At 33.3% G+C, this 24,004-nt stretch carries 15 protein-coding genes and 3 tRNA genes; 12 read left to right on the top strand and 6 right to left on the bottom strand.

Features of this window, described 5'->3' with window-relative positions:
- Positions 1–37 precede the first annotated feature (37 nt).
- The 5 genes from ACNQF8_RS09560 to ACNQF8_RS09540 all read left to right on the top strand — a co-directional run bounded on the left by ACNQF8_RS09560 (position 38) and on the right by ACNQF8_RS09540 (position 11,476).
- Positions 38–949 (top strand): ABC transporter ATP-binding protein, encoded by a 912-nt coding sequence (locus ACNQF8_RS09560; RefSeq protein ID WP_417952384.1) that lies wholly within the window; start codon positions 38–40, stop codon positions 947–949.
- Positions 950–952: 3 nt separating this feature from the next.
- Positions 953–1,789 (top strand): ABC transporter permease, encoded by an 837-nt coding sequence (locus tag ACNQF8_RS09555; protein WP_417953342.1) that lies wholly within the window; start codon positions 953–955, stop codon positions 1,787–1,789.
- A gap of 14 nt (positions 1,790–1,803) precedes the next feature.
- Positions 1,804–4,134, top strand: a complete 2,331-nt coding sequence (locus tag ACNQF8_RS09550) for a choice-of-anchor L domain-containing protein (protein WP_417952385.1) — start codon at positions 1,804–1,806, stop codon at positions 4,132–4,134.
- A 24-nt stretch (positions 4,135–4,158) separates the two neighbouring features.
- Positions 4,159–8,622 carry a T9SS type B sorting domain-containing protein gene (locus ACNQF8_RS09545; RefSeq protein ID WP_417953343.1) on the top strand — a complete coding sequence of 1,488 codons (4,464 nt, stop codon included), beginning with the start codon at positions 4,159–4,161 and terminating at the stop codon, positions 8,620–8,622.
- Positions 8,623–8,689: 67 nt separating this feature from the next.
- Positions 8,690–11,476: a T9SS type B sorting domain-containing protein gene (locus tag ACNQF8_RS09540; RefSeq protein WP_417953344.1), complete on the top strand. Its 2,787-nt coding sequence runs from the start codon at positions 8,690–8,692 to the stop codon at positions 11,474–11,476.
- Positions 11,477–11,668: 192 nt separating this feature from the next.
- On the opposite strand, the gene typA is transcribed toward ACNQF8_RS09540, so the two are convergent.
- Positions 11,669–13,465, bottom strand: a complete 1,797-nt coding sequence (typA, locus tag ACNQF8_RS09535) for a translational GTPase TypA (RefSeq protein WP_315211037.1) — start codon at positions 13,463–13,465, stop codon at positions 11,669–11,671.
- Between the two features lie 174 nt (positions 13,466–13,639).
- Here typA and ACNQF8_RS09530 point away from each other — a divergent pair, with 174 nt between their 5' ends.
- Both ACNQF8_RS09530 and ACNQF8_RS09525 read left to right on the top strand, forming a co-directional pair.
- A complete protein-coding gene (locus tag ACNQF8_RS09530) occupies positions 13,640–15,355 on the top strand; it encodes a PAS domain-containing sensor histidine kinase (RefSeq protein ID WP_417953345.1) in 1,716 nt (571 codons plus the stop codon).
- A complete protein-coding gene (locus tag ACNQF8_RS09525; RefSeq protein ID WP_417952294.1) occupies positions 15,355–15,759 on the top strand; it encodes a response regulator in 405 nt (134 codons plus the stop codon). Before ACNQF8_RS09530 ends, ACNQF8_RS09525 begins: the two co-directional genes overlap by 1 nt.
- A 70-nt stretch (positions 15,760–15,829) precedes the next feature.
- On the opposite strand, the gene rpsT is transcribed toward ACNQF8_RS09525, so the two are convergent.
- The 5 genes from rpsT to proS form a co-directional block, all read right to left on the bottom strand.
- Positions 15,830–16,081, bottom strand: coding sequence for a 30S ribosomal protein S20 (gene rpsT / locus ACNQF8_RS09520; RefSeq protein WP_417952295.1), 252 nt, complete (start codon positions 16,079–16,081; stop codon positions 15,830–15,832).
- Between the two features lie 158 nt (positions 16,082–16,239).
- A tRNA-Glu gene (locus ACNQF8_RS09515) sits at positions 16,240–16,311 on the bottom strand.
- A 38-nt stretch (positions 16,312–16,349) separates the two neighbouring features.
- Positions 16,350–16,421: transfer RNA gene (locus ACNQF8_RS09510), tRNA-Glu, on the bottom strand.
- 47 nt (positions 16,422–16,468) lie between these two features.
- A tRNA-Glu gene (locus ACNQF8_RS09505) sits at positions 16,469–16,540 on the bottom strand.
- A gap of 78 nt (positions 16,541–16,618) precedes the next feature.
- Positions 16,619–18,097: a proline--tRNA ligase gene (gene proS / locus ACNQF8_RS09500; protein WP_417952296.1), complete on the bottom strand. Its 1,479-nt coding sequence runs from the start codon at positions 18,095–18,097 to the stop codon at positions 16,619–16,621.
- Positions 18,098–18,197: 100 nt separating this feature from the next.
- Between proS and ACNQF8_RS09495 the strand changes: the two genes are divergently transcribed.
- From ACNQF8_RS09495 to ACNQF8_RS09475, 5 genes are all read left to right on the top strand, one after another.
- Complete coding sequence (locus ACNQF8_RS09495; protein ID WP_417953346.1) at positions 18,198–19,184, top strand: hypothetical protein; 987 nt, start codon at positions 18,198–18,200, stop codon at positions 19,182–19,184.
- Positions 19,185–19,238: 54 nt separating this feature from the next.
- Entirely contained in the window at positions 19,239–20,819 is a 1,581-nt protein-coding gene (locus ACNQF8_RS09490; protein ID WP_417952298.1) for an OmpP1/FadL family transporter, read from the top strand.
- Positions 20,820–21,036: 217 nt separating this feature from the next.
- Positions 21,037–22,350 carry a 30S ribosomal protein S12 methylthiotransferase RimO gene (gene rimO, locus ACNQF8_RS09485; protein WP_315210357.1) on the top strand — a complete coding sequence of 438 codons (1,314 nt, stop codon included), beginning with the start codon at positions 21,037–21,039 and terminating at the stop codon, positions 22,348–22,350.
- Between the two features lie 38 nt (positions 22,351–22,388).
- Positions 22,389–22,862 (top strand): hypothetical protein, encoded by a 474-nt coding sequence (locus ACNQF8_RS09480; protein ID WP_417953347.1) that lies wholly within the window; start codon positions 22,389–22,391, stop codon positions 22,860–22,862.
- Positions 22,863–22,895: 33 nt separating this feature from the next.
- Positions 22,896–23,798: an N-acetylmuramoyl-L-alanine amidase gene (locus tag ACNQF8_RS09475; protein ID WP_417952300.1), complete on the top strand. Its 903-nt coding sequence runs from the start codon at positions 22,896–22,898 to the stop codon at positions 23,796–23,798.
- Positions 23,799–24,004: the final 206 nt, after the last annotated feature.

Here is a 24,004-nt window from a genome sequence, read left to right as displayed (position 1 = left end):
TTGTTCGTCCTATATAAAAATGTAAAAGATGAACCCATTGGAAACGATACTTTCTATCAAAAATCTCAACAAACGTTATGGCTCACTTCAAGCCTTGAAAAACGTTTCTTTCGACATACATAAAGGCAATGTGTACGGAATTCTCGGTCCTAACGGGAGCGGAAAATCAACAACTTTAGGAATCGCTCTGAATGTGGTCAATAAAACTTCTGGAGAATACAGCTGGTTTGGCGGTACAATGGAAACGCATGAAGCCCTAAAAAAAGTAGGTGCAATTATAGAAAGACCTAATTTCTATCCTTACATGACTGCTAAGGAAAATTTAGAGCTGGTTTGTAAAATTAAAGGAATCAACTATGCAAAAGTCAATGAAAAACTTGAGCTAGTAGGTTTAGTAGATAGACAAAATAGTAAATTCAGTACTTTTTCTTTAGGGATGAAACAACGTTTAGCGATTGCTTCTGCCCTACTGAATGATCCAGAAATATTAATTCTTGATGAACCTACAAATGGTTTAGATCCTCAAGGGATTCATCAAATTAGAGATATCATCAAACAAATTGCCTCAAAAGGAACTACTATTTTACTCGCTTCTCATTTATTAGACGAAGTAGAAAAAGTATGTACTCATGTTTTGGTTTTAAGAAAAGGAGAAATTTTATACACTGGTTTAGTTGATGGTATGTCAGCAAATGAAGGTTTTTTTGAATTGCAAGCTGATGACACTGAAAATTTAATCCTAGCGGTTAAAACTCATCCTGCAGTTAAAAATGTAGTAAATGAGGATGGGAAAGTTTTAGTTTATTTAAAAAATGATTTAGATGCAAAGGAATTGAATAGATTTCTTTTTGAAAAAAACATCGTACTAAATCATTTGGTAAAACGTAAAAACAGCTTAGAAGAACAATTTTTAGAACTGACTAATTCTAACCCAACTTTCAAAAACTAAATCATGAAAAGATTACTCTCAATAGAATTACAAAAAATTTGGAAAAACAAAGCCAGTCGTGTTTTAACATTGGCTTATTTTATTCTCTTAACTTTTATAGCATTAATAGCCTCCATAAAATTTGATCTTGGTATTTTTAAATTTCATCTTGCTGAGATGGGAATTTTTAATTTCCCTTTTATATGGCATTTCAACACCTATATAGCAGCAATATTAAAACTGTTTTTAGCGATTGTTATTGTCTCCATGATGGCAAATGAGTACAGCTATGGAACACTAAAACAAAATTTAATTGATGGAATGAGTAAAAAGGAATTTATTCAGTCTAAATTTCTAACAGTCGTTTTGTTTGCTACAGTTTCAACTATTTTTGTTTTTATAATGTCACTCATTTTAGGACTTAGCTATTCTTCCTATACTGAATTTAGTATCGTCTTCTCTGATTTAGAATATCTCTTGGCTTATTTTGTAAAACTGGTAGGTTTTTTCTCTTTCTGTTTGTTTTTAGGAATATTAGTAAAACGCTCTGCTTTTGCATTGGGATTTCTTTTAGTTTGGAATATCATCGAAGGAGTTATCAATGGGGTTTTAACTTTTAAAGTATTCCCAAACAGTACTACCGCAGCATCTATTACTCAGTTTTTACCGTTACAATCCATGTCGAATTTAATCGTAGAACCTTTTAGCAGATTATCAGTAGTAAAAAATCTGGGAACTCAAATTGGGTTAGATAACATTAAAGATTATGGTGTTCATTTTTCTTCCATAGGTATTGTTTTATGCTGGACCGTGATATTTATTTTCCTTTCCTATCGATTATTAAAAAATAGAGATTTGTAGTATCTTTACACATGATGAAATGTGTGAAAATAATATTATTTTATATTTTTATTAGTTGCGCTGTGTTTGATGCAACCTCACAATCTATTTCAGTAAATGACTCTTATACGGCGCAACAACTTGTTGAAAATATTTTAGTAAACAGTTCTTGTGCCAATGTTTCTAATTTCGTAGTAAAAGGAGATTCTTTTTCCGGAACTAAAAACAGTTATGGGTATTTTAATTCTGGAGCAAGTAGTTTTCCTTTTACGCAAGGCGTTGTTTTGAGTACTTGGAGTAGCAAGAATTCTGAAGGTCCTTATGTTTCTACCCGAGGAGGAGGAAATTCTTCTTGGCTAGGTGATTCTGATTTAGAGCAAGCATTAGGAATAACAAATACCGTAAATGCCACTATTTTAGAATTTGATTTCATTCCATTAACCAATTTTATAAGTTTCAATTACATATTTGCATCTAATGAGTATCAATCTTATTTCCCTTGTGAATTTTCAGATGGATTTGCCTTTTTAATCAAAGAAATTGGTACAAGCACTTATCAAAATTTAGCAGTGCTACCCAATACTTCAACTCCTGTATCATCCGTAAATGTTCACCCCTTAATAAATCCAATTACTGATACTCAAGGGAACGTTAGACCTGGTTGCCCATCAATAAACGAAACTTACTTTAATGGATTTAACACCATCACCAGTCCTATAAATTACAGCGGGCAAACTAAAGTATTAACCGCGCAAACAAATGTTATTGCAGGAAAAACATATCATATAAAACTAGTAATTGCTGATGATGAAAATGAAGATTATGACTCCGCAGTATTTCTTGAAGCGGGTAGTTTTTTACCAAAAATTGATTTGGGACCAGACCGATTATTAGCAACTAACAATCCTATTTGTTTTGGTGAAAGCTATACTATTGACACAAAACTACCTTCAAGCTTAGGCTATACTTACAAATGGTTTAAGGATAATTTAGAATTTACGAATAACTCTTCTACTTTTACAGCTACAAGTCCAGGCACTTATAAAGTTGAAGTGCAATTGACAACCAGCTGTATCGCTAGTGAAGAAATAAAAATCGAGTATACTCCAGAAATCATTTTAAATGACACCACGCTTTCGCAATGTGATATCGATAACGACGGAATATCTATTTTTAACTTAACTAAAGTCGATGCCATTGTAAAAAACAATGCGAGTAATTTAAGTGCTATTGTTTATTATGAAACTTTGATTGATGCTGAGGCAAAAACTAACCCAATTGCAAATCCCACAACATATAGCAACAAATTCGTTAATCAGTCAGTATTTGCTAGAGTGAGCAATTCATTTAACTGTGCCAATTATGCTGAAGTAAAACTAATTATCTCCAATAATGCTATTGCTGTTCAAAATCCAATTTCAACTTGTGATACTGATGGTACCAATGATGGTTTGTCACAATTTGATTTAAACACTCAAGTAACGCCACAAGTAGTTGCGGGTTTACCAGCTGGCTTAATCGTAGAGTATTATTTAAACCCAACGGATGCCATAGTTCAACAAAATCAGTTATCAAATATTTTTAAAAATACCGTTGCAACCCAACAAATCATTTATGCCCGAATCGTAAATGGTACAGATTGTTATGCAATTACTCCAATTACACTTGTAGTGAACACCTTTGCCCCTCCCAATTTTCAAGATGAAACTTTTGTTTTGTGCGAGGCAAGCTCGATTAACTTAACCGTAAATTCAGGATTTTCAAGCTATTTATGGAGTACTGGAGCAAGTTCAAACACTATAACAGTTACTACTCCAGGCGATTATTCGGTAACAGTTACTAATTCTGAAGGTTGCGGAAAAACAAAAAAATACCATGTTGATGTTTCTGGAGTTGGAACAATTACCGGAGTAACAGTGAATGATTTTGATGGAAATGAAAATTCAATATCAATTGAATATACTGGAATTGGAGATTATGAATTTTCTATAGATGGATCTTTTTTTCAGGATGACCCAATGTTTAACGGAGTTGCACCCGGAGAATATTTAGTTTATGCCAGAGATAAAAATGGCTGTGGTTTATCTATTCCATATGTGGCATATGTTTTAGATTATCCTCGTTATTTTACGCCTAACAATGATGGCTATAATGATTTTTGGCAAATTAAAAATCTAGATAATTTACCCCAATCAACTCTTTTTATCTTTGACCGCTATGGAAAATTATTAAAACAATTAATCGCTTCAGACCTGGGATGGAATGGAACTTTCAATGGATCTACATTACCCACGGATGATTATTGGTTTCATTTGAATTTAGAAAACGGCAAAATAATAAAAGGTCATTTTTCATTAAAGAGATAATCTAAATTTTGCTATTTTTAGCACATGAAAAAAACATTACTCTTACTCATTACACTTTTTTCCATAAATTGTTTTTCGCAGTTTAGCAAAACACACTATATTCCGCCATTGACTTCAGGAACTTCAACTGGAGTTGCCCCGCAAGATCATTATTTATACATTTCTACTCCTAGCATACTAGATGTAAAAGTGAAAGTAATTGAAATTGGAGGAAGTGTATTTACACGTTCAATAAACAAAAATAATCCTTGGATTTATACGATTGGATCTGGTAATGACACGCAAATATTTACACCCAACACAATTATCGGAAAATTAAATAACAAAGGTTATATTGTGGAAGCCGAGGATTTAATTTATACAAGCTTACGAACAAATGCAGGGGCATATAATCAAGCTGGAGGATTAGTTTCGAAGGGAAATAGTGCCTTGGGGAAAGAGTTTAGAATTGGAGCCATGTTAAACAAATTTAACACTGCTGGCTTAATGAATTTCGCATCAATTTTAGCTGTTGAAAACGGGACTAATATAACGATATCCAATATTCCTACCGGCACAGTTTTAACCGATGGAACAACTATTACTAGCCCATTATCATTTACTTTGAATAAAAATGAAAGTTACGTTTTAGCCATTGAAAATAACGCTTTAAATTTTAACAGTACTAACATCATCGGTTGTTTAATAAATTCTTATAAAGATATCGTTGTAAATACTGGTTCATTTGGTGGTTCTAACTATGAAGGACCAATTACTGGTGTTTCCGCAGGAAGAGATGTTGGTTTTGATCAAATTGTTTCTTTTGAAAAAACTGGAAAAGAATATATTTTTATAAAAGGCTTGGGAAGTGACGTTTTAGAACGTGTTTTGTTAATTGCACACAAAGACAATACTCAAATTTACGTTAATGGAAATACTACGCCAATTATTAAAAATGCAGGTGAATATTTAGTACTGGACGGTAGTTATTACAGTAATAATAATCTATATGTTACTAGTTCCGAAAATATTTTTGCTTACCAAAGCATTGGTGGTTCAAATTCACCAGCAAACCAAAATCTATTTTTTGTTCCTCCCATAAATTGTTCTACACCAACTGTAGTTGACAATATTCCCTTTATAAATTCAATAGGAACAACCTCTTTCAGTGGAAGTATAAATGTTGTGACTGAATCTGGTGCAACTGTTTTAATGAATGATGCACCAATCCCATCCAGTCCAATAAGTATAGATGCAAACCCCGGTTTTGTATATTATTCTGTCAATGGATTGTCTGGAAATGTAAGTGTAAAATCTACAAAACAAGTTTATGTGTCCTATAATGGAACAAATGGAGCCGCAACTTATGGTGGTTATTATTCAGGTTTTGATACTAAACCAGAAATTGTAACTGATAAAATTTCAGTATCCAATTCTGCTTGTATACCAAATGTTATTCTAAAAATCAGCACTTTATCTTCTTATGATACTTTTCAGTGGTATTTTAACGATGAAATAATTGCTGGTGCAAATTCAAATTCACACACCCCAACTCAACCTGGTTATTATCAGGTAAAAGGAAGTATTGTGAGTTGCCCAACTACTATTCCAATTTTTTCAGATAAAATCCCGGTAAGTAATTGTCCTTTAGATTCCGATAATGACGGAACAAATAATGACATTGATATTGATTTAGATAATGATGGAATAACTAATGATCGAGAAGCGAATATTTCGCTCTTCAATCAGTCAAATCCCACTGCAAGTTCAGATTACAATGCAACGACATCAGGAAGCGGAACTATTACCGGTAAAACATTGTACGGATTTGTATCAGAAGTACCAGCTGGAACTGCAAATTTCACAACCTACGCATTAAATCTAACGAAAACAGAAAGCATCAGCATTAGCTATATAGGACAGGATGGTCCAAACCAAACAACTGATGTTTCTGAATATCTAAATGCAGAGGGTGATTTTACAATAAAAGTACCGACAGATAAAACCATTACTTTAACAGACCCTCAAAATCAGTTGCTTGTAGACACTAATTACGATGGAATTTACGAAAGCGGTGTAACTGAATTTTCTTCCTTCGAAATCCGATTCCGATTAAAAAGTACTACTCCAATAATACCTGGTTCTGGAAGTTTTCAATTTTCATCCTATCTTACTAATGCAATAACATTCACACATACTAATCTTTCTGAAACCAATGTTAACAAAGCAATTTTTATGATTAACCATACAGAAACCTTTGATTCTGATTCTGACACAATTCCAGATTTATTAGATATAGACAGTGATAATGATGGAATTCCTGATACAATAGAAGCACAAGGAAAAGGTTTTAAAATTTTTTCTGGAACTGATTCCAATAAGAATGGTCTTGATAATGCTTTTGAACCCGGACTAACACGAATTAATACAGACAATGATGTCTTCAATACTTTTCCTGTTGTTTATGATTTATTGGATTTAGACAGTGATAATGATGGAATTTTTGACATAATTGAGTCTGGTAACACTACTGTTATTGATGCCAATAATGATGGAATTATAGATGGCCTATATACTGCCTTTGGAACGAATGGTTTATTTGACGGACTTGAAACCAGTCCAGATAGCGGCAAACTAAATTACACCATTTCTGACACCGATTCTGATGGAACTTTTAATTACATTGATTTGGATAGTGATAATGATGTTTGTTTTGATGTTATAGAGGCTGGTTTTAATGATCCTAACAATGATGGAATATTAGGAAATAATCCCGTTACTGTTAATGCCAAAGGAACAGTTACAAGTGGTGTAGGTTATACAGCTCCTAATAACAATTACATAATTGCTGCGCCAATAGAAATCACTTCTCAACCGCTGGCAAATCCTACTTGTGAGTTAGAAAACACCACAATTACTGTTGCTGACAATGGCGGAAATACCTATCAATGGCAATTGTCTATTGACGGAATAACTTGGAATAACATTCTAAATAATGCGACGTATCAAAATGCTACAGCTAAAACCTTAACATTGATAAAAGTGACTAATGCAATGAATGGTTACAAATACAGAGTGAAACTGGATAAAATTGGAAACTCATGTGGTTTGATTTCTTCCGAAACTACTTTGACAATTTATACTTTACCTGTAGTCAATACGGTCACAATAGTTCAATGTGATGACGATACAGATGGTTTCTCTGATTTTAATTTAACGGTAAAGAACAACGAGATATCAACTAATTATACTTCCGAAACATTTACGTATTATACTTCACTTTTAGGAGCTGAAACTGCTGATACTGGGAAATTAATTTCTAATCCATTAGCATTTACAAATACTACTTCAGGAGGTATGACTGTTTGGTCTAGGGTAAAAAACACTAATGAGTGCATTAGTATAGTTCGAATTAACTTAATAGTTTCTACTACTCAAATTCCAGCTTCATTCAGTCGTACTTTTTCTACGTGTGATGATTTAGGAGTTGCTAACGATGATACTGACGGCATTGCAACTTTTGATTTTAGTAACGTCACTGCAGAAATCATAGCCATTCTCCCACCCTCCGCAACACCTTACTCCATTCAATATTACAAAAATGAGCAAGATGCTTTATCCGAAAATGATGCAATAACAAATACTTCAAACTATAGAAATGAAGGATATCCAAATCAACAAAAAATATGGGTTCGCGTAGAAAGTATGGCTGATAATGCCTGTTATGGTTTGAGTCCAAAGGTTACATTAACCGTAAATCCAAAACCAAATATTGATACGAATGAAGATTTAGAAGAAAACGAATTAGTTTGCTCTAATCTTCCCACTTTCTTTGTAAGATTAGATTCGGGAATTCAAGATGGAACTCCCAGTACTGACTATACTTATGTATGGACAAAAGACAATGTAATTTTAACGTCTGAAACTGGTTCAACATTGAATGTAAACGCAGAAGGTAATTATACGGTAGAAGTTAGATCTCTAGCAGCTTGTAGCAGAATCCGAACTATAAAAGTCACGGCCTCTGATATAGCAGAAATAACAAGCATTTCAATTGTTGATTTAGCAGATGTAAACTCAGTTACAGTTAATGTAACTGGACAAGGACAATATCAATATAGTCTGGACGCTCCTTCAGGGCCTTTTCAAGATTCTAATTTCTTTGATAATGTAACTGCCGGAATTCATGAAGTATACATTAATGATAAAAATGGTTGCGGAACCGTAAGTAAAACAATTGCTGTGATTGGTGTTCCAAAATTTTTCACTCCAAATGGAGATGGTTACAATGACTATTGGAATGTAAAAGGAGTAAATGAAAATTTCAATGAAAATTCAATCATTTATATTTTTGATCGTTACGGTAAACTTTTAAAACAGATTGTTCCTTCTAGTCAAGGATGGGATGGTACATTTGTAGGTCAGCCTTTATCCGCAGATGATTATTGGTACTCCATAAAATTAGATGGAGGTAGAGAAGTCAAAGGACATTTCAGTTTGAAAAGATAATATACAAGACATATTCATGAATCGTACTATTACTTTTTTTTGTGGATATTGACTATATTTGTTAGTTATGAAACATTATTACCATTTACTGTTTATTTTCCTTTTTCTAACTACCCCCTCTTTTGGACAAAAAGAAGCGGCTATATGGTATTTTGGTGATAATGCCGGTCTCGATTTCAATTCAGGAAGTCCAGTAGCTTTAACCAATGGTAAATTAAATACTGCCGAAGGATGCACAACCATTTCTGATAAAAATGGAAAACTATTATTTTATACTGATGGATCAATAGTATATGATAAATCACATCAGGTAATGCCAAATGGGTATGGTCTATTAGGCCATAACTCAAGTACTCAGTCAGCTATAATTGTTCCACATCCGAGTAATCTAAACTTATATTATATATTTACAGTAGATCAGCCTAATCCAAAAAATGTAGACGATAATCTCACAAATGACGAGGACCCACCAAATAATGGATTAAATTATTCGTTAGTTGATTTGAGGTTGAATAATGGCTTAGGAGATATCTCTATCAAAGAAAAGAACATTCATCTCATTACTTATGACCCCAGTGATAGTGATGATGTGAAATTTAAATGCTCCGAAAAAATTACTGCTGTTCAACACGGTGATGGCATTTCGTTTTGGGTGATAACCCATTTTAAAAACACTTTTTACTCTTTTAAAATAAGCACATCTGGTGTTGATAAAAAACCTATTCAAACTACCACATCTTTAAATGTACCAACAGGCGGTTATATTTCTAATGCTATAGGCTATTTAAAAACATCTCCAAATGGAAAAAAAATTGCTATGGCAAATTCTTCCTTGAAAGCGACTGATGAATTAGGTCCTAAAGGTGAAATTAGACGAAATACCGGTAATGTATGGTTGTTTGATTTTGATGCAGCTACAGGGAAAGTAAGTAATGGTTCTTCTATTCTTAACGGAACTAATCCATACGGTGTAGAATTTTCTTCAAAATCAAAAAAGTTATATATCACAGTAAATTTATTCGATTCTGAAGGAATTTCTTTAGGAAGCTCATTAATTCAATTTGATCTTAAAAGCGCTAATATTATAGGTTCAAAAACCACCATCAACTCTTCCACAAACGTTGCAGGTGCTTTACAACTAGCACTTGATGAAAAAATATATCGTTCTGGATATCCTACTAGAAATGATAGTAGCGATAAGCTATCTGTTATAAACAACCCTGAATTAGATGGTTCTAACTGTAATTACTTACAAAACGAAATTGATTTAGGTGGAAAAAAAGCCAAATTAGGCTTACCCCCATTCATCACTTCTTTATTCTTATATGCCTTTAATTATGAATTCAATTGTTTAGGTGACGCTACTCATTTTTTTAGTAACTCTGTCGAAAAAATTGACAGTGTACTTTGGGATTTTGGTGATGGATTTACCTCCACCGATATTGATGCCTATCATACTTATGCTCAAGTTGGTGATTATAAAGTAACGCTAATAAAAACTGTAAACGGGGAAGACAGAGAGCCTCTTGAAAAAATAATTACAATTTATGATGCCCCGAAAATACTTTCAACAACTTACAAGTTAACACAATGTGATACACAAGACAGCACTCCTACTGATGGATTAGCTTTATTTAATTTGACTCTTGCTAATGATCCTATTAGTCTAGGAGATAAAGATTTTGAAGTATATTATTACCATAGTATTACCGATGCAGAAAATGATTTAACAAACACTCAATCTATTCCTGTAAATTATCGAAATAGCGTTCCAGATGAACTTATATATGCAAAAGTCACTCAACCAAATTCAAGTTGTTATAGCATTGGAACAGTTATTTTACATGCTAATAAAAACATATCATTATTACCCGAAGCAATTCATGCGTGTGATCTTGGTGAGGGAAAAGCATCATTTGACTTAGAACAGAAAAAAGATTTAATAAAAACTGAATTGAATTTACCTTCAGATGTGCGTTTGTTTTTTTATTCAAATGAAGAAGATGCCGCTATGGGAACAAATGAGTTCAAAGAGCCTTTTGTTTCTGAATCTAAAACAGTATTCATTCGGGCTGAAAATGCTGAAGGTTGTTATGGAACTGGAAATTTTGAAATTATAGTCGAGTCTTCTCCAAAAATTAATATTTTAGAAAATATTATTCTATGCGAAGGATTAACAAATCCCGCAATCCAATTAAATGCAGGAATTTCAGCCCCAACTAGAACCAGTGATTTCACTTATTTATGGTCAACAGGCGAAACAACTCCTACCATATCTATTAACAAAGAAGGTGAATATAACGTAACTGTAAAAAATAAATCAGGCTGTACCACTACACGAAAATGCATTGTAACTCTATCTTATTTGGCAAAAATAAATAATATAATTGTGCATGATTTACAGCAAACAAATCAAGTTATAATTGAACTCGATAATCCAAGTGATTATAATTATATGATTCAATACGAAAATGGAACTGAAACTTCTTTTCAAACTTCAACTCTTTTTGAAAACGTACCTGGTGGTTTTCACGAGTTAATTGTGGAAAACAATAATGGATGTGGACAAACAAAAAAAGCCTTTGCTGTATTAAATGCTCCTAAATTCTTTACTCCTAATGGTGATGGATACAATGATTATTGGAACCTGAAAGGAATAAATAGCAGTATTTACGAAAATGCAATAATATACATTTTTGATCGATATGGAAAATTATTGAAACAGTTATCTCCTTCAAGCCTTGGTTGGGATGGAACTTTCCTTAAGGAACCATTACCTGCAGATGATTACTGGTTCACCATAAAACTTGAAGACGGAAGAGAAGCTAAAAGCCATTTTAGCCTGAAAAGGTAATATAGAATCTATTTTATTACTTCAACAACTTTCTTAGTACATTTCAACCAATAATTTCCGGCAATTTCAAGCATTAAAAAAATAATTTCTTTATAGATACTTGAATACAAAATATCAAATTACTAAAAATTAAAAAGCCTAAAAAAAGCCATTCGAATCAACGAATGGCTTTCAATTTTATAAAAAATAGAATTAGATTTTAAATCTTTTTCTATCTGTTTCTGTCAAATATATTTTTCTTAAACGAATAGATTTTGGTGTAACCTCAACATATTCATCTTTTTGAATGTATTCTAAAGCTTCCTCTAATGAGAAAATGATTGGAGGAATGATCCTTGCTTTTTCATCATTTCCAGAAGAACGGACGTTAGATTGTTTTTTCTCTTTCGTTACGTTAACACACATATCATCTCCACGAGAGTTTTCTCCAATTACCTGACCTTCGTAAATTTCAGCATTTGGTTCAACAAAAAACTTTCCACGATCTTGTAATTTATCAATAGAATAAGGAATAGCTTTTCCTTTTTCCATAGAAATCAATGAACCTTTGTTACGTCCAGCAATTTCTCCTTTGTAAGGCTCATATCCTATAAAACGGTGTGCCATAATAGCCTCACCTGCAGTTGCAGTAAGTAACTGGTTACGTAAACCAATAATTCCACGAGATGGGATATTGAATTTAACAATCATACGCTCCCCTTTAGTTTCCATGCTCAACATTTCACCTTTACGCATAGTAACAAACTCTACCGCTCTTCCAGAAAGTGTTTCTGGTAAATCAATTGTTAATTCCTCAATTGGTTCACATTTTTTACCATCAATTTCTTTGATGATTACTTGTGGCTGACCGATTTGTAATTCATACCCTTCTCTTCTCATTGTTTCAATAAGAACAGATAAGTGAAGTACACCACGACCAAAAACCATAAATTTATCAGCTGAATCAGTTTCACCTAATTTCATTGCTAAATTTTTCTCTAATTCTTTTGTCAAACGATCTCTAATATGACGAGAAGTTACAAATTTACCCTCTTTACCAAAGAAAGGAGAGTCATTAATTGTAAACAACATACTCATAGTAGGCTCATCAATATCAATTGTTGCTAAAGCTTCTGGGTTTTCAAAATCAGCGATAGTATCTCCAATTTCAAATCCTTCAACACCAATAATTGCACAAATATCTCCAGCAATTACTTGTTGTACTTTTTTACGACCAAGACCTTCAAAAGTATGAAGTTCTTTAATTCTAGATTTAATTACAGTACCGTCTCTTTTTACTAATGAGATTGGCATACCCTCATTCAAAATACCTCTTTCAAGACGACCGATAGCGATACGACCTGTAAATGCTGAGAAATCTAAAGATGTAATCAACATTTGTGGTGTTCCTTCAGAAACTTTAGGAGCTGGTACATTTTCAATAACCATATCTAACAATGCTTCAACATTATCAGTTACGTTTTCCCAATGGTCAGACATCCAGTTATTTTTAGCAGAACCGTAAACAGTTGGAAAATCCAATTGCCACTCTTCAGCACCTAATTCAAACATTAAATCAAAAACTTTTTCATGAACTTCTTCAGGAGTACAGTTTTCTTTATCAACTTTATTGATTACAACGCAAGGTTTAAGACCTAAGTCAATAGCTTTTTGTAATACAAAACGAGTTTGAGGCATTGGACCTTCAAAAGCATCTACAAGTAGACAAACTCCATCCGCCATGTTCAATACACGTTCTACTTCTCCTCCAAAATCGGCGTGACCAGGAGTATCAATAATGTTGATTTTTGTTCCTTTGTAAACTACAGAAACATTTTTTGAAGTAATGGTAATACCTCTTTCACGCTCTAAGTCGTTGTTATCAAGGATTAAGTCACCTGTGTTTTCGTTATCACGAAATAACTGACAGTGATACATAATTTTATCAACCAAAGTTGTTTTACCGTGATCGACGTGGGCAATAATTGCAATGTTTCTAATAGATTCCATCTGTGATTTTTAATGGGTGCAAAGGTACACTTTATTTTGATATAAAAAATATTTATGCAATAGTTTACATATTCTTAACGCATTAGACACAAAAATAGGCTTTTAAAAAAATCTCTAAAAAATAAGTTATGAATGTTCTTTAATAATTCAGCAATAATTATTTATATTTGAGTAATGAAAAGCAAAACCAATCAAGTAATCATCATCTACATTCTAATTTCAATGTTTGTAGCCATTGTTAGTCATAAATTATTAGCGCAATATATTTCTGATTCAAACCATCAATTTTACACTTTTACTAAAGACATCTTATTTATAATTTTGACTGGAATAATTTTTAAACTTATTTTATCAAAAAACGACAACCGAAATATATCCATTTTCGAAAAACTTAAAAATACAAATAACGAAATCAAAGAGTCGAATGAAAAATACGATATTGTAGCTAAAGCGACCAGCGATACAATTTGGGACTGGAAAATACAAGAAGACAGCTTTTCTTGGAATAAAGGAATTGAAAATGTTTTTGGCTATACTGAAGATGAAGTTGGTAATAGTTCAAAATGGTGGTTTGATAAAATTCACCCAGAAGACAGCATTAAGATGTCCATCAGACTCTATTCATTTATAGAACAAAAAACCGAAAACTGGCAGGATCAATATCGCTTTAAATGCGCTAATAACTCCTATAAATACGTTTTAGACAGAGGCTTTCTCTTAAAAGATGATAATGGAAAAGCCATCAGAATGATTGGTGCTATACAAGACATCACAAAACAAAAAGAAGAAGAGCAAAGACTTAAATTACTAGAAACCGTATTTACACAATCAAAAGATTCAATTATCATTACCGAAGCCAATTCCTTTGACGAAAAAATCCCTAACGTCATTTATGCCAACCCTGCTTTTTCTTCTATGTCAGGATATGATTTTGAAGAAATTTCCGGAAAACCTGCAGATCCTTTCAATAGTACAAATTCCGATATTAACGAACTTGAAAAACTGTTAAGCTCCATCAAGAACAAACAGGAATGTCTTATAGAAACAATCAGCCTAAACAAAAAAAGAGAAGAATATTGGGTTCGTTTCTCCATGATACCAATTTATAATGCTGAGAATGAACTTTCTCACTGGATATCGATTCAAAGAGACATAACCGATGAAAAAAAGCAAGAAAAAGAAAAAGAACAACTTATTAGGGAATTAACTCAAAACAATAAAGACTTAAAGCAGTTTTCATATATTACGTCGCACAACCTGAGGGCTCCATTATCAAATTTAACCGGATTGCTAAATCTATTGGAAGACATCCCTATTGAAAACCAAGAATTAAAAGAAATCCTAAACGGCTTTAATAAATCTACTCATTTATTAAATGACACAATCAATGATTTAGTAAAAGTTATTATCATAAAAGACAATCCTTCGATTCAAAAAGAAGCTGTTTTAATAAAAGAAATCTTTGAAAATGTTTTTAACCAGCTTATTTTTCAAATCGAATTATACAAACCAATCATAAAACTGAATTTCGAAAAAGTTTCTATTATAAACATCAATAAAGCATATATAGAAAGCATATTATTGAATCTTTTAACAAATGCAATAAAATACAAATCCGAGAGCAGAAAACTCAAAATAACTATTACCACCCAAGAAATGGACGATACTGTGGTATTAATATTTAAAGACAACGGAATAGGTATCGATTTAGAAAGAAATAGAGATAAAGTATTTGGGCTTTATCAACGTTTTCATAATTACCCTGACAGCAAAGGACTGGGTCTCTATTTAGTAAAATCACAAGTTGAAACGATGGGAGGTACAATCGAAATTGAAAGTGAAGTAAATAAAGGAACTACATTTACATTAACATTTAAAAACAGACAATAATGTTAGATCAAATTTTATGTATTGATGACGACCCGATAACACTTATGCTATGTAAAAAAGTAATAATCAAATCATCGTTTTCTAATGAAATAATAACAGCTCAAAATGGCGAAGAAGCACTAAGCTACTTCAACACCTTCAGATATGCCAAAAACAAACCAAACAAACATCCGCAATTAATTTTTTTAGATTTGAATATGCCTGTAATGGGTGGATGGGAATTTTTGGATCATTTCAATAGCCCGGAATTTTCAGAATTCAACACTATTAAAGTCGTTGTACTATCCTCAACCATAGATCCTGAAGACTTAGAAAAAACAAAACAATACCCAATGGTAATTGACTTCTTATCTAAACCAATTACACGTTCAATGCTTGAATACTTAAAGAACAAGATGGAATAGAAAAATTTTAAGATATAAAAAAAGCTCTCATAAAATGAGAGCTTTTTTTATATCTTAACAATTGTATTGATTACAATTTAGCAACGTGCTTAGTTAATTTAGATTTTAAATTAGAAGCTTTATTATCATGAATGATATTTTTCTTAGCTAATTTATCAATCATAGAAATTACACTTGATAATTTAGATGTAGCATCAGTTTTATCAGTAGCAATTCTTAATGCTTTGATTGCATTACGAGTAGTTTTATGTTGGTATCTGTTTAATACTCTTTTCTTTTCGTTACTTCTAATTCTTTTTAGAGCTGATTTATGATTTGCCATTTTACTTTATTTTTTTTTAATTGTAATAATTGTTATAAACTATTAGTTAAAAAAGAAAAACCTCCCACAATTGTTAATCAATCACTTTGGTTTTAACTAATAAAACAACGATTGGAGACACCAACCTCTGTTTTACAAAACTTATTTACAACTAATTGTAGTCCGTAAGGGAATCGAACCCCTGTTACCAAGACGAAATCTTGGCGTCCTAACCCCTAGACGAACGGACCTTATCCTCCTAAGTTTTTATCAATATAAATTGAAATTGTAGCCCGTAGCGGAATCGAACCGCTCTTACATGGATGAAAACCATGCGTCCTAACCGATAGACGAACGGGCCATTATTCCTTCTAAGTTCAGGAAAACTTTAACATGCAATAAAAATAGTAGCCCGTAGCGGAATCGAACCGCTCTTACATGGATGAAAACCATGCGTCCTAACCGATAGACGAACGGGCCCTGCTTCTCTAATGCGGATGCAAAAATACAACTATTTTTGAAACGTACAATAGTACATGCAAAAAAAATTATTTTTTTTTAATACGCCTTCGCAAATAACACTCTACCCGCTGAGCTTTCCCCAGTAAAAACACAGCTTCCCGCCTCTTCTACCCTGTCTAAAGGAATACATCTGATGGTAGCTTTAGTCAGGTCTTTAATCTTCTCTTCAGTTGCTGCAGTTCCGTCCCAATGTGCTGATACAAAACCTCCTTTAGTATCTAAAACCTCTTTAAATTCTTCAAAACTATTTACTTCAGTAATATGCGTATTTCTATAATTTAATGCTTTTTCGAACAATTCTTTTTGAATTTGCTCTAATAAATCACTTACATAAGTTGTAATTCCATCTTTAGAAACTACTTCTTTAGTCAAAGTATCTCTTCTTGCCACCTCAAAAGTTCCATTTTCTAAATCTTTTGGACCTACGGCAATTCTAACAGGCACACCTTTTAATTCCCATTCTGCGAATTTAAAACCAGGCTTCTGAGTGGTTCTGTCATCAAATTTTACTGAAATGTGTAATTTTCGTAAAGCCGCTGTCAAAACATTAACCTCAGCAGTTATAGCAGCCAATTGTTCGTCTGTTTTATAAATAGGAACAATCACTACCTGAATAGGCGCTAAACTAGGAGGCAACACCAATCCCTGATCATCTGAATGCGTCATTACTAATGCACCCATTAAACGAGTAGAAACACCCCAAGAAGTTCCCCAAACATATTCTTGCTTTCCTTCGGCATTTGCAAATTTAACATCAAACGCTTTAGCAAAATTCTGACCTAAAAAGTGTGAAGTCCCAGCTTGCAACGCTTTTCCATCTTGCATCAAAGCTTCGATACAATAGGTCTCCTCAGCTCCGGCAAAACGTTCTGTTTCGGTTTTGATTCCTTTTATAACTGGAATTGCCATGAAATTCTCAGCAAAATCAGCATATACATTCATCATTTTTTCTGATTCTTCAACTGCTTCTGCTTTTGTTGAATGAGCAGTATGCCCTTCTTGCCATAAAAACTCTGCTGTTCGCAAAAACAATCTAGTTCTCATTTCCCAACGCACCACATTCGCCCATTGATTAATCAACAAAGGCAAATCTCTGTAAGACTGAACCCATCCTTTGTAAGTAGACCAAATAATAGCTTCGCTTGTAGGACGAACTATTAATTCTTCTTCTAATTTTGCATTAGGATCAACCATAAGTTTCCCTGGCCTATCCGGATCATTTTTTAATCTATAATGAGTTACAATTGCACATTCTTTAGCAAATCCTTCCGCATTTTTTTCTTCAGCTTCAAACATGCTTTTAGGAACAAATAGTGGAAAATAGGCATTTTGATGCCCTGTTTCTTTAAACATTCGATCTAATTCAGCTTGCATTTTTTCCCATATCGCATATCCGTAAGGTTTGATAACCATACAGCCTCTAACTCCTGAATTTTCGGCTAAATCGGCTTTGACAACCAACTCGTTATACCATTTTGAATAATCTTCTGATCTTGTAGTTAAGTTCTTACTCATACTGAATAGTTTGGCACAAATTTTGCATTAATAATTTTAAGTAAATAGTTCAGCAAAACTAACTATTTTTGTAATGTGCAACAATAAAAACTCCATATATATGAAAACTAGTACTCTTTCCTTCCGAAACCCAACAATATATTACTTTGTTGGATTTTTGAGCGTCCTGTTGACATCCTGTGGCTCGTACCAAAACAGTTCTTACTATGATTCTGATGGAATATATGGTAACGCTCCAAAAAGAGCTGTTGAAGTAGAGACGCAAAATGCTCCAAACAATCAATACAAAGACTACTTCGGGTCTTTACAGAACAATAACCAACCTGTGGAAATTTTCACAGATGCAGATAGTTACAATGATTATAACATAGAAAACGACAGCCTGCAAGACTACAAAAACTATCCGGGATGGGGCAGTAATCCTCAAACTGTAAGTGTAAACATTTACGACAACGGATGGGGAATGAATAATTGGTATGGAAATAACTGGGGATGGAATGCCGGTTATGGATGGGGATTGAACGTTGGTTTTGGATGGAATAATTGGTACGGAAATAATTGGGGTTGGAATAGTTGGTATGGAAACAATTGGGGCTGGAATAACTGGTATGGCAATAATTGGGGATACCCTAATTACTACGATAACAGAGCCTATTCCTATAACGCAAGCAGAAGAGGTTCCTCCTACACTACTAACACAAGTAGTGATAGAAATTACAGCACCCGAAATTCAGCAAATTACTCTAGAAACCACAGCAATACCGTTAGCCGTAGAAACAATTCAAATTACAGAGCAAATACAAATACTGATTTAAGAAGTAGAAGTACTACAAACGGATTCAATAGAACAAGCCCAACATTTTCAAGAAATCAAGGACAATATCAAAACAATTCCAATAGTACACCTAGCAGAAGATCGAACACGAATAGCACTCGAAACGAAAACAACAGACCTGAAAGATCCTACACTCCAAGTTCAAGGAATGACAACAATTCAAGATCATACAGCCCTAGCTCAAATAGTTCCGGGAATTCTGGTGGTGGCGGAAGATCATCAGGTGGTGGAGGAAGAGGCGGAAGAGGATAATAACCTCTATACACCTTCCAATTTTGATATTAAATTAAAACCTACGAATTAAAAATGAAAAAATATATATTTTTATTAGCCTTAGGCTTCACTGCAAGCGTTGCACAATCACAAGAAATATCAGATGCCATGCGTTATGCACAGGACAACCTGAACGGGACAGCTCGATTTAGAGCTATGAGTGGTGCTTTTGGAGCTCTTGGTGGTGATTTATCATCTATAAATGTAAATCCTGCGGGTTCTGCAGTATTTACAAACAACCAAATAGCTCTTACCTTAAGTAATTTTGACACAAAAAACAAGTCTAATTATTTTGGCAGCACATCAAGCGAAAAAAACAATTCGTTTGATTTGAACCAAGCGGGCGCCGTTTTCGTTTTTAATAACAGAAACACAAACAGCAATTGGAAAAAGATTTCATTGGGCGTTAATTACGAAAACATTACTAATTTTGACAACGGATTTTTTTCTGCCGGAACCAACCCAAATAATTCCATAGGTGATTATTTTTTAAGCTACGCCAACAATTCTAATAATGGAGCTCCAGTACCTCAAGAATTTGTAAATACAAATCCCGGAGAATCTATTTCAAACTTATATTCATTTTTAGGAAGCAATCTCCCTAATAACCAGTATCCAAATTTAAATGGATTTGCAGCGCAACAAGCATTTTTAGGATACCAAGGTTTTATTATTGATGCCGTTGATGGAAATAATAATAATTCTCCTTACACCTCGAATGTTCCTGCTGGAGGTAATTATTATCAAGAAAATTCCGTTTATACCACGGGATATAACGGAAAATTATCTTTTAATGCAGCAACATCATATAATGACAAGTTATACATTGGACTGAATTTGAACTCACATTTTACTGACTTTCACAAATCGTCTACTTTTTACGAAGATAACGATGCACCACTAACTAATGACTACACTGTAACCCGATTGAGTTTTGAAAACGACCTATACACTTACGGAACAGGATTCTCATTTCAATTGGGAGCGATTTCTAAGATTTCTGACGAGATTCGTTTAGGTCTGGCTTACGAATCATCTACTTGGTATAAATTAAATGATGAGCTGTCTCAAAGACTGGTTGCAGTAAGCAGTGCAACAAATGCTGACGATACTAATGACGTAGTAAATCCTCAGGTTGTTAATATTTACGAACCTTATAAATTACAAACACCAAGCAAACTAACGGGAAGTTTTGCTTATGTTTTTGGAAAATCTGGCTTAATAAGCGTTGATTATGCTATTAAGGATTATAGCAACACTAAATTTAAACCTGAAAACGATCCTTATTTTAATGATTTAAACAGCGATATGAATTCAATCTTAGACACTACTGGCGAACTAAGAATAGGTGCTGAGTATAAAATTGAAGCTTTGAGCCTAAGAGCAGGATATCGTTACGAACAAAGTCCTTATAAAAACGCTGTAACAATAGGAGATTTAACCGGATATTCAGCAGGTTTAGGATACAATTTTGGCTCTACCAAAGTAGATTTAGCGTATTCTTATGCCAAGAGAAACTCACAACAAGGTTTTTTTAATCAAGGATTTACAGATGGTGCCAGTATTCAGGCCATAAACAACAATCTTTCAGTAACATTACTATTTGAATTGTAATCAATCCGAAAAATAAAATTTAAAATCCGTTTCGTTATCATGGAACGGATTTTTTTTTAGCCCTGATGGTCCCGAAGCGTCGAGAGAAATCCTCCCGTTTTTTCGGGAGATTGTAACGTACAGCAGGAATAGCTCCATAAAAAGCACAAAGATTTATGGTCCTAAAAATAAAAATTGTAATTTTGCAAAATTCCCAAATTATCGGGATTCTAATGTTATGAGAACTAAGTCTTTAAAAAAGAATAAAATCAACGTAATCACTCTAGGGTGTTCGAAAAATGTGTATGACAGTGAAGTGCTAATGGGACAACTTCGCGCAAGCGGAAAAGACGTTACGCACGAAGCTCCGGAAGCAGAAGAGGGAAATATTATTGTAATAAATACTTGTGGATTTATTGATAATGCTAAAGCAGAATCAGTAAATATGATTTTGGAATATGCTGACAAGAAAGAAAGAGGATTGGTAGATAAAGTATTCGTTACCGGATGTTTATCTGAACGTTACAGACCAGATTTAGAAAAAGAAATACCAAATGTAGATCAGTTTTTTGGTACTACAGAATTACCACAATTATTGAAAGCTTTAGGAGCGGATTATAAGCATGAATTATTGGGAGAACGATTGACTACGACCCCAAAAAATTATGCGTATTTAAAAATTTCAGAGGGTTGCGACAGACCTTGCAGCTTTTGTGCGATTCCGTTAATGCGAGGAAAAAATGTTTCTCAAACTATTGAAAAATTAGTAAAAGAAGCGGAAGGTTTAGCTAAAAATGGCGTGAAAGAATTGATTTTGATTGCTCAAGATTTGACTTATTATGGGTTGGATCTTTATAAAAAGAGAAATCTTGGTGAATTACTAGAAGCGTTAGTAAAAGTAGAAGGAATAGAATGGATTCGTTTGCACTATGCCTTCCCTACCGGTTTCCCAATGGATGTTTTGGAAATCATGAAGCGCGAGCCTAAGATTTGTAATTATATTGACATTCCATTGCAACACATTTCAGATTCTATCTTGAAATCAATGCGTCGTGGAACAACTCAAGCAAAAACAACAAAATTATTGAAAGATTTCCGCGCTGCTGTTCCCGGAATGGCTATTCGTACGACCTTGATTGTAGGATATCCAGGTGAAACACAAGAAGATTTCAACATATTGAAAGATTTTGTTCAAGAAATGAAGTTTGACAGAATGGGCTGTTTTGCTTATTCTCATGAAGAAAATACGCATGCTTACGCACTGGAAGATGATGTTCCAGACAACGTAAAACAAGAACGTGCAAACGAAATTATGGAACTACAGTCGCAAATTTCTTGGGATTTAAACCAAGAAAAAGTGGGACAAACATTCAAATGTATCATCGACAGAAAAGAAGGTGGACATTTTGTAGGAAGAACTGAATTTGACAGTCCGGATGTAGATAATGAAGTCTTGATTGACGCATCAAAACATTATGTAAAAACGGGTGAGTTTGTAATGATAAAAATTATTGAAGCAACAGAATTTGATTTGTACGGAGAACCTGCATAATTTCTTAAGACGATTTTAATCCATTTTAAAAACTAAATATGAAACCATTTCAATCACTACTTATCATCGCATTTGTATTATTATCTACAAATATAATTTCTGCACAATACGGTTATGGCGGATACGGAAACGGTTATGGCAATGGTTATGGAAGTAATCGCAGAATGAATAGTGCTATGGATCAATCCAGAGCCCAGGACAAACCAAAAGAAATTCCTGTTGAAGTAACGGTTGGAAAAATCATAGAGCGCATAAAACCGGAACTCACTCTTGATGAGCTTCAGGTTATTGCAATCTCTAACATATTGACCGAAAGCATAAAAACACAAGGCATGCTAATAAAAGCAGAAGTTAGCCAAGATGACAAAATAAAAAATATCAAAGCTCTTTCAGAAACTACTGATAGAAAAATAATGGAATTATTAAACAAAGACCAAAAGGAAAAATATATTGCTTTGAATGAAGAAGCTAAAAATCCTAAAAAATCGAAATCTAAAAAGAAATCCAATTAATCGATTTTAGTCCGTTGCTAAATGAAAACCTACATGAGAAAAATTTTTTATTACCTTATTTTAGCAGTTATCGCTGCATCCTGCTCAACAAATCCTTATAAAAAGAGTGAGAAAATTTATGACACTAAGCTTAAATCATTAAAAGAAACCATTTCTAATAAAGATCCGCAGCCATTACCTATTATTCCTCATGTAGAAATAAACATTGACACACTATACAAAAAACAGTTGCATACTTATAAAGACACTATTTTTAAAATGGGATCTACGCCTTTGCAAAACGGCGTTAATACAGAATGGATAGGAACCGTAAATTTTAATTTAAGAAAGCCCAATTTTATTATTATTCACCATACTGCACAGGATTCATTACAACAAACGCTAAAGACATTCACTAAAATAGAATCTCAGGTGAGTTCCCATTATGTAATTTCAGATGACGGTAAAGTAGTCCAAATGTTGAATGATTATTTAAGAGCTTGGCATGCAGGTGCTGGTACTTGGGGGAGAAATACCGATATTAACTCGACATCCATAGGAATTGAATTAGACAACAATGGATCTGAATTTTTTTCTGAATTACAAATCAATAGCTTACTGGCACTTTTAACGAAGCTAAAAAAAGATTACAATATTCCTGCTCAAAACATCATTGGTCATGCAGATATTGCACCAACCAGAAAAAAAGATCCAAGCCAATTGTTTCCCTGGAAAATATTAGCAGAGAAAGGTTTTGGTCTCTGGTCTGATGAGTTTTTAGAAACTGCTCCAATTGATTTTAATGTTGAACAAGGATTGCGAATCATAGGCTATGACACTAAAAATCTACCCGCGGCAATAACTGCTTTTAAACTACATTATATTCAAACAGAAGTTAATGATGTATTAGATGAAAAAACAAGAAACACCATTTATTCTATTTATAAAAAACAATAAGTAGTTTACATATAATACGACACCTATAAAAACGGTTTTTTGAATCTTTCAAAGAACCGTTTTCTATTTAAGCACATCTCAAAATCTTCACTTAGTTTATCATTATACAGACCTCCACTGTCTTAGAAATCTAAACAAAGAAGCTTTCAATATTCTTGAAAACACCTTAACAACAAAAAATATATTTCATAACTAGAATAAATAAG

Source organism: Flavobacterium labens, assembly GCF_048286755.1.
In the GTDB taxonomy this organism is placed as follows: domain Bacteria; phylum Bacteroidota; class Bacteroidia; order Flavobacteriales; family Flavobacteriaceae; genus Flavobacterium.
Note: the sequence above shows the minus strand (reverse complement) of the source record. Positions and strands in the feature narration are given on the sequence as shown.

Coding starts and splice junctions, on each gene's coding strand:
- ACNQF8_RS09555 (WP_417953342.1), top strand. CDS start 953: ATGAAAAGATTACTCTCAATAGAATTACAAAAAATTTGGAAAAACAAA.
- ACNQF8_RS09550 (WP_417952385.1), top strand. CDS start 1,804: ATGAAATGTGTGAAAATAATATTATTTTATATTTTTATTAGTTGCGCT.
- ACNQF8_RS09545 (WP_417953343.1), top strand. CDS start 4,159: ATGAAAAAAACATTACTCTTACTCATTACACTTTTTTCCATAAATTGT.
- ACNQF8_RS09540 (WP_417953344.1), top strand. CDS start 8,690: ATGAAACATTATTACCATTTACTGTTTATTTTCCTTTTTCTAACTACC.
- typA (WP_315211037.1), bottom strand. CDS start 13,465: ATGGAATCTATTAGAAACATTGCAATTATTGCCCACGTCGATCACGGT.
- ACNQF8_RS09530 (WP_417953345.1), top strand. CDS start 13,640: ATGAAAAGCAAAACCAATCAAGTAATCATCATCTACATTCTAATTTCA.
- ACNQF8_RS09525 (WP_417952294.1), top strand. CDS start 15,355: ATGTTAGATCAAATTTTATGTATTGATGACGACCCGATAACACTTATG.
- rpsT (WP_417952295.1), bottom strand. CDS start 16,081: ATGGCAAATCATAAATCAGCTCTAAAAAGAATTAGAAGTAACGAAAAG.
- proS (WP_417952296.1), bottom strand. CDS start 18,097: ATGAGTAAGAACTTAACTACAAGATCAGAAGATTATTCAAAATGGTAT.
- ACNQF8_RS09495 (WP_417953346.1), top strand. CDS start 18,198: ATGAAAACTAGTACTCTTTCCTTCCGAAACCCAACAATATATTACTTT.
- ACNQF8_RS09490 (WP_417952298.1), top strand. CDS start 19,239: ATGAAAAAATATATATTTTTATTAGCCTTAGGCTTCACTGCAAGCGTT.
- rimO (WP_315210357.1), top strand. CDS start 21,037: ATGAGAACTAAGTCTTTAAAAAAGAATAAAATCAACGTAATCACTCTA.
- ACNQF8_RS09480 (WP_417953347.1), top strand. CDS start 22,389: ATGAAACCATTTCAATCACTACTTATCATCGCATTTGTATTATTATCT.
- ACNQF8_RS09475 (WP_417952300.1), top strand. CDS start 22,896: ATGAGAAAAATTTTTTATTACCTTATTTTAGCAGTTATCGCTGCATCC.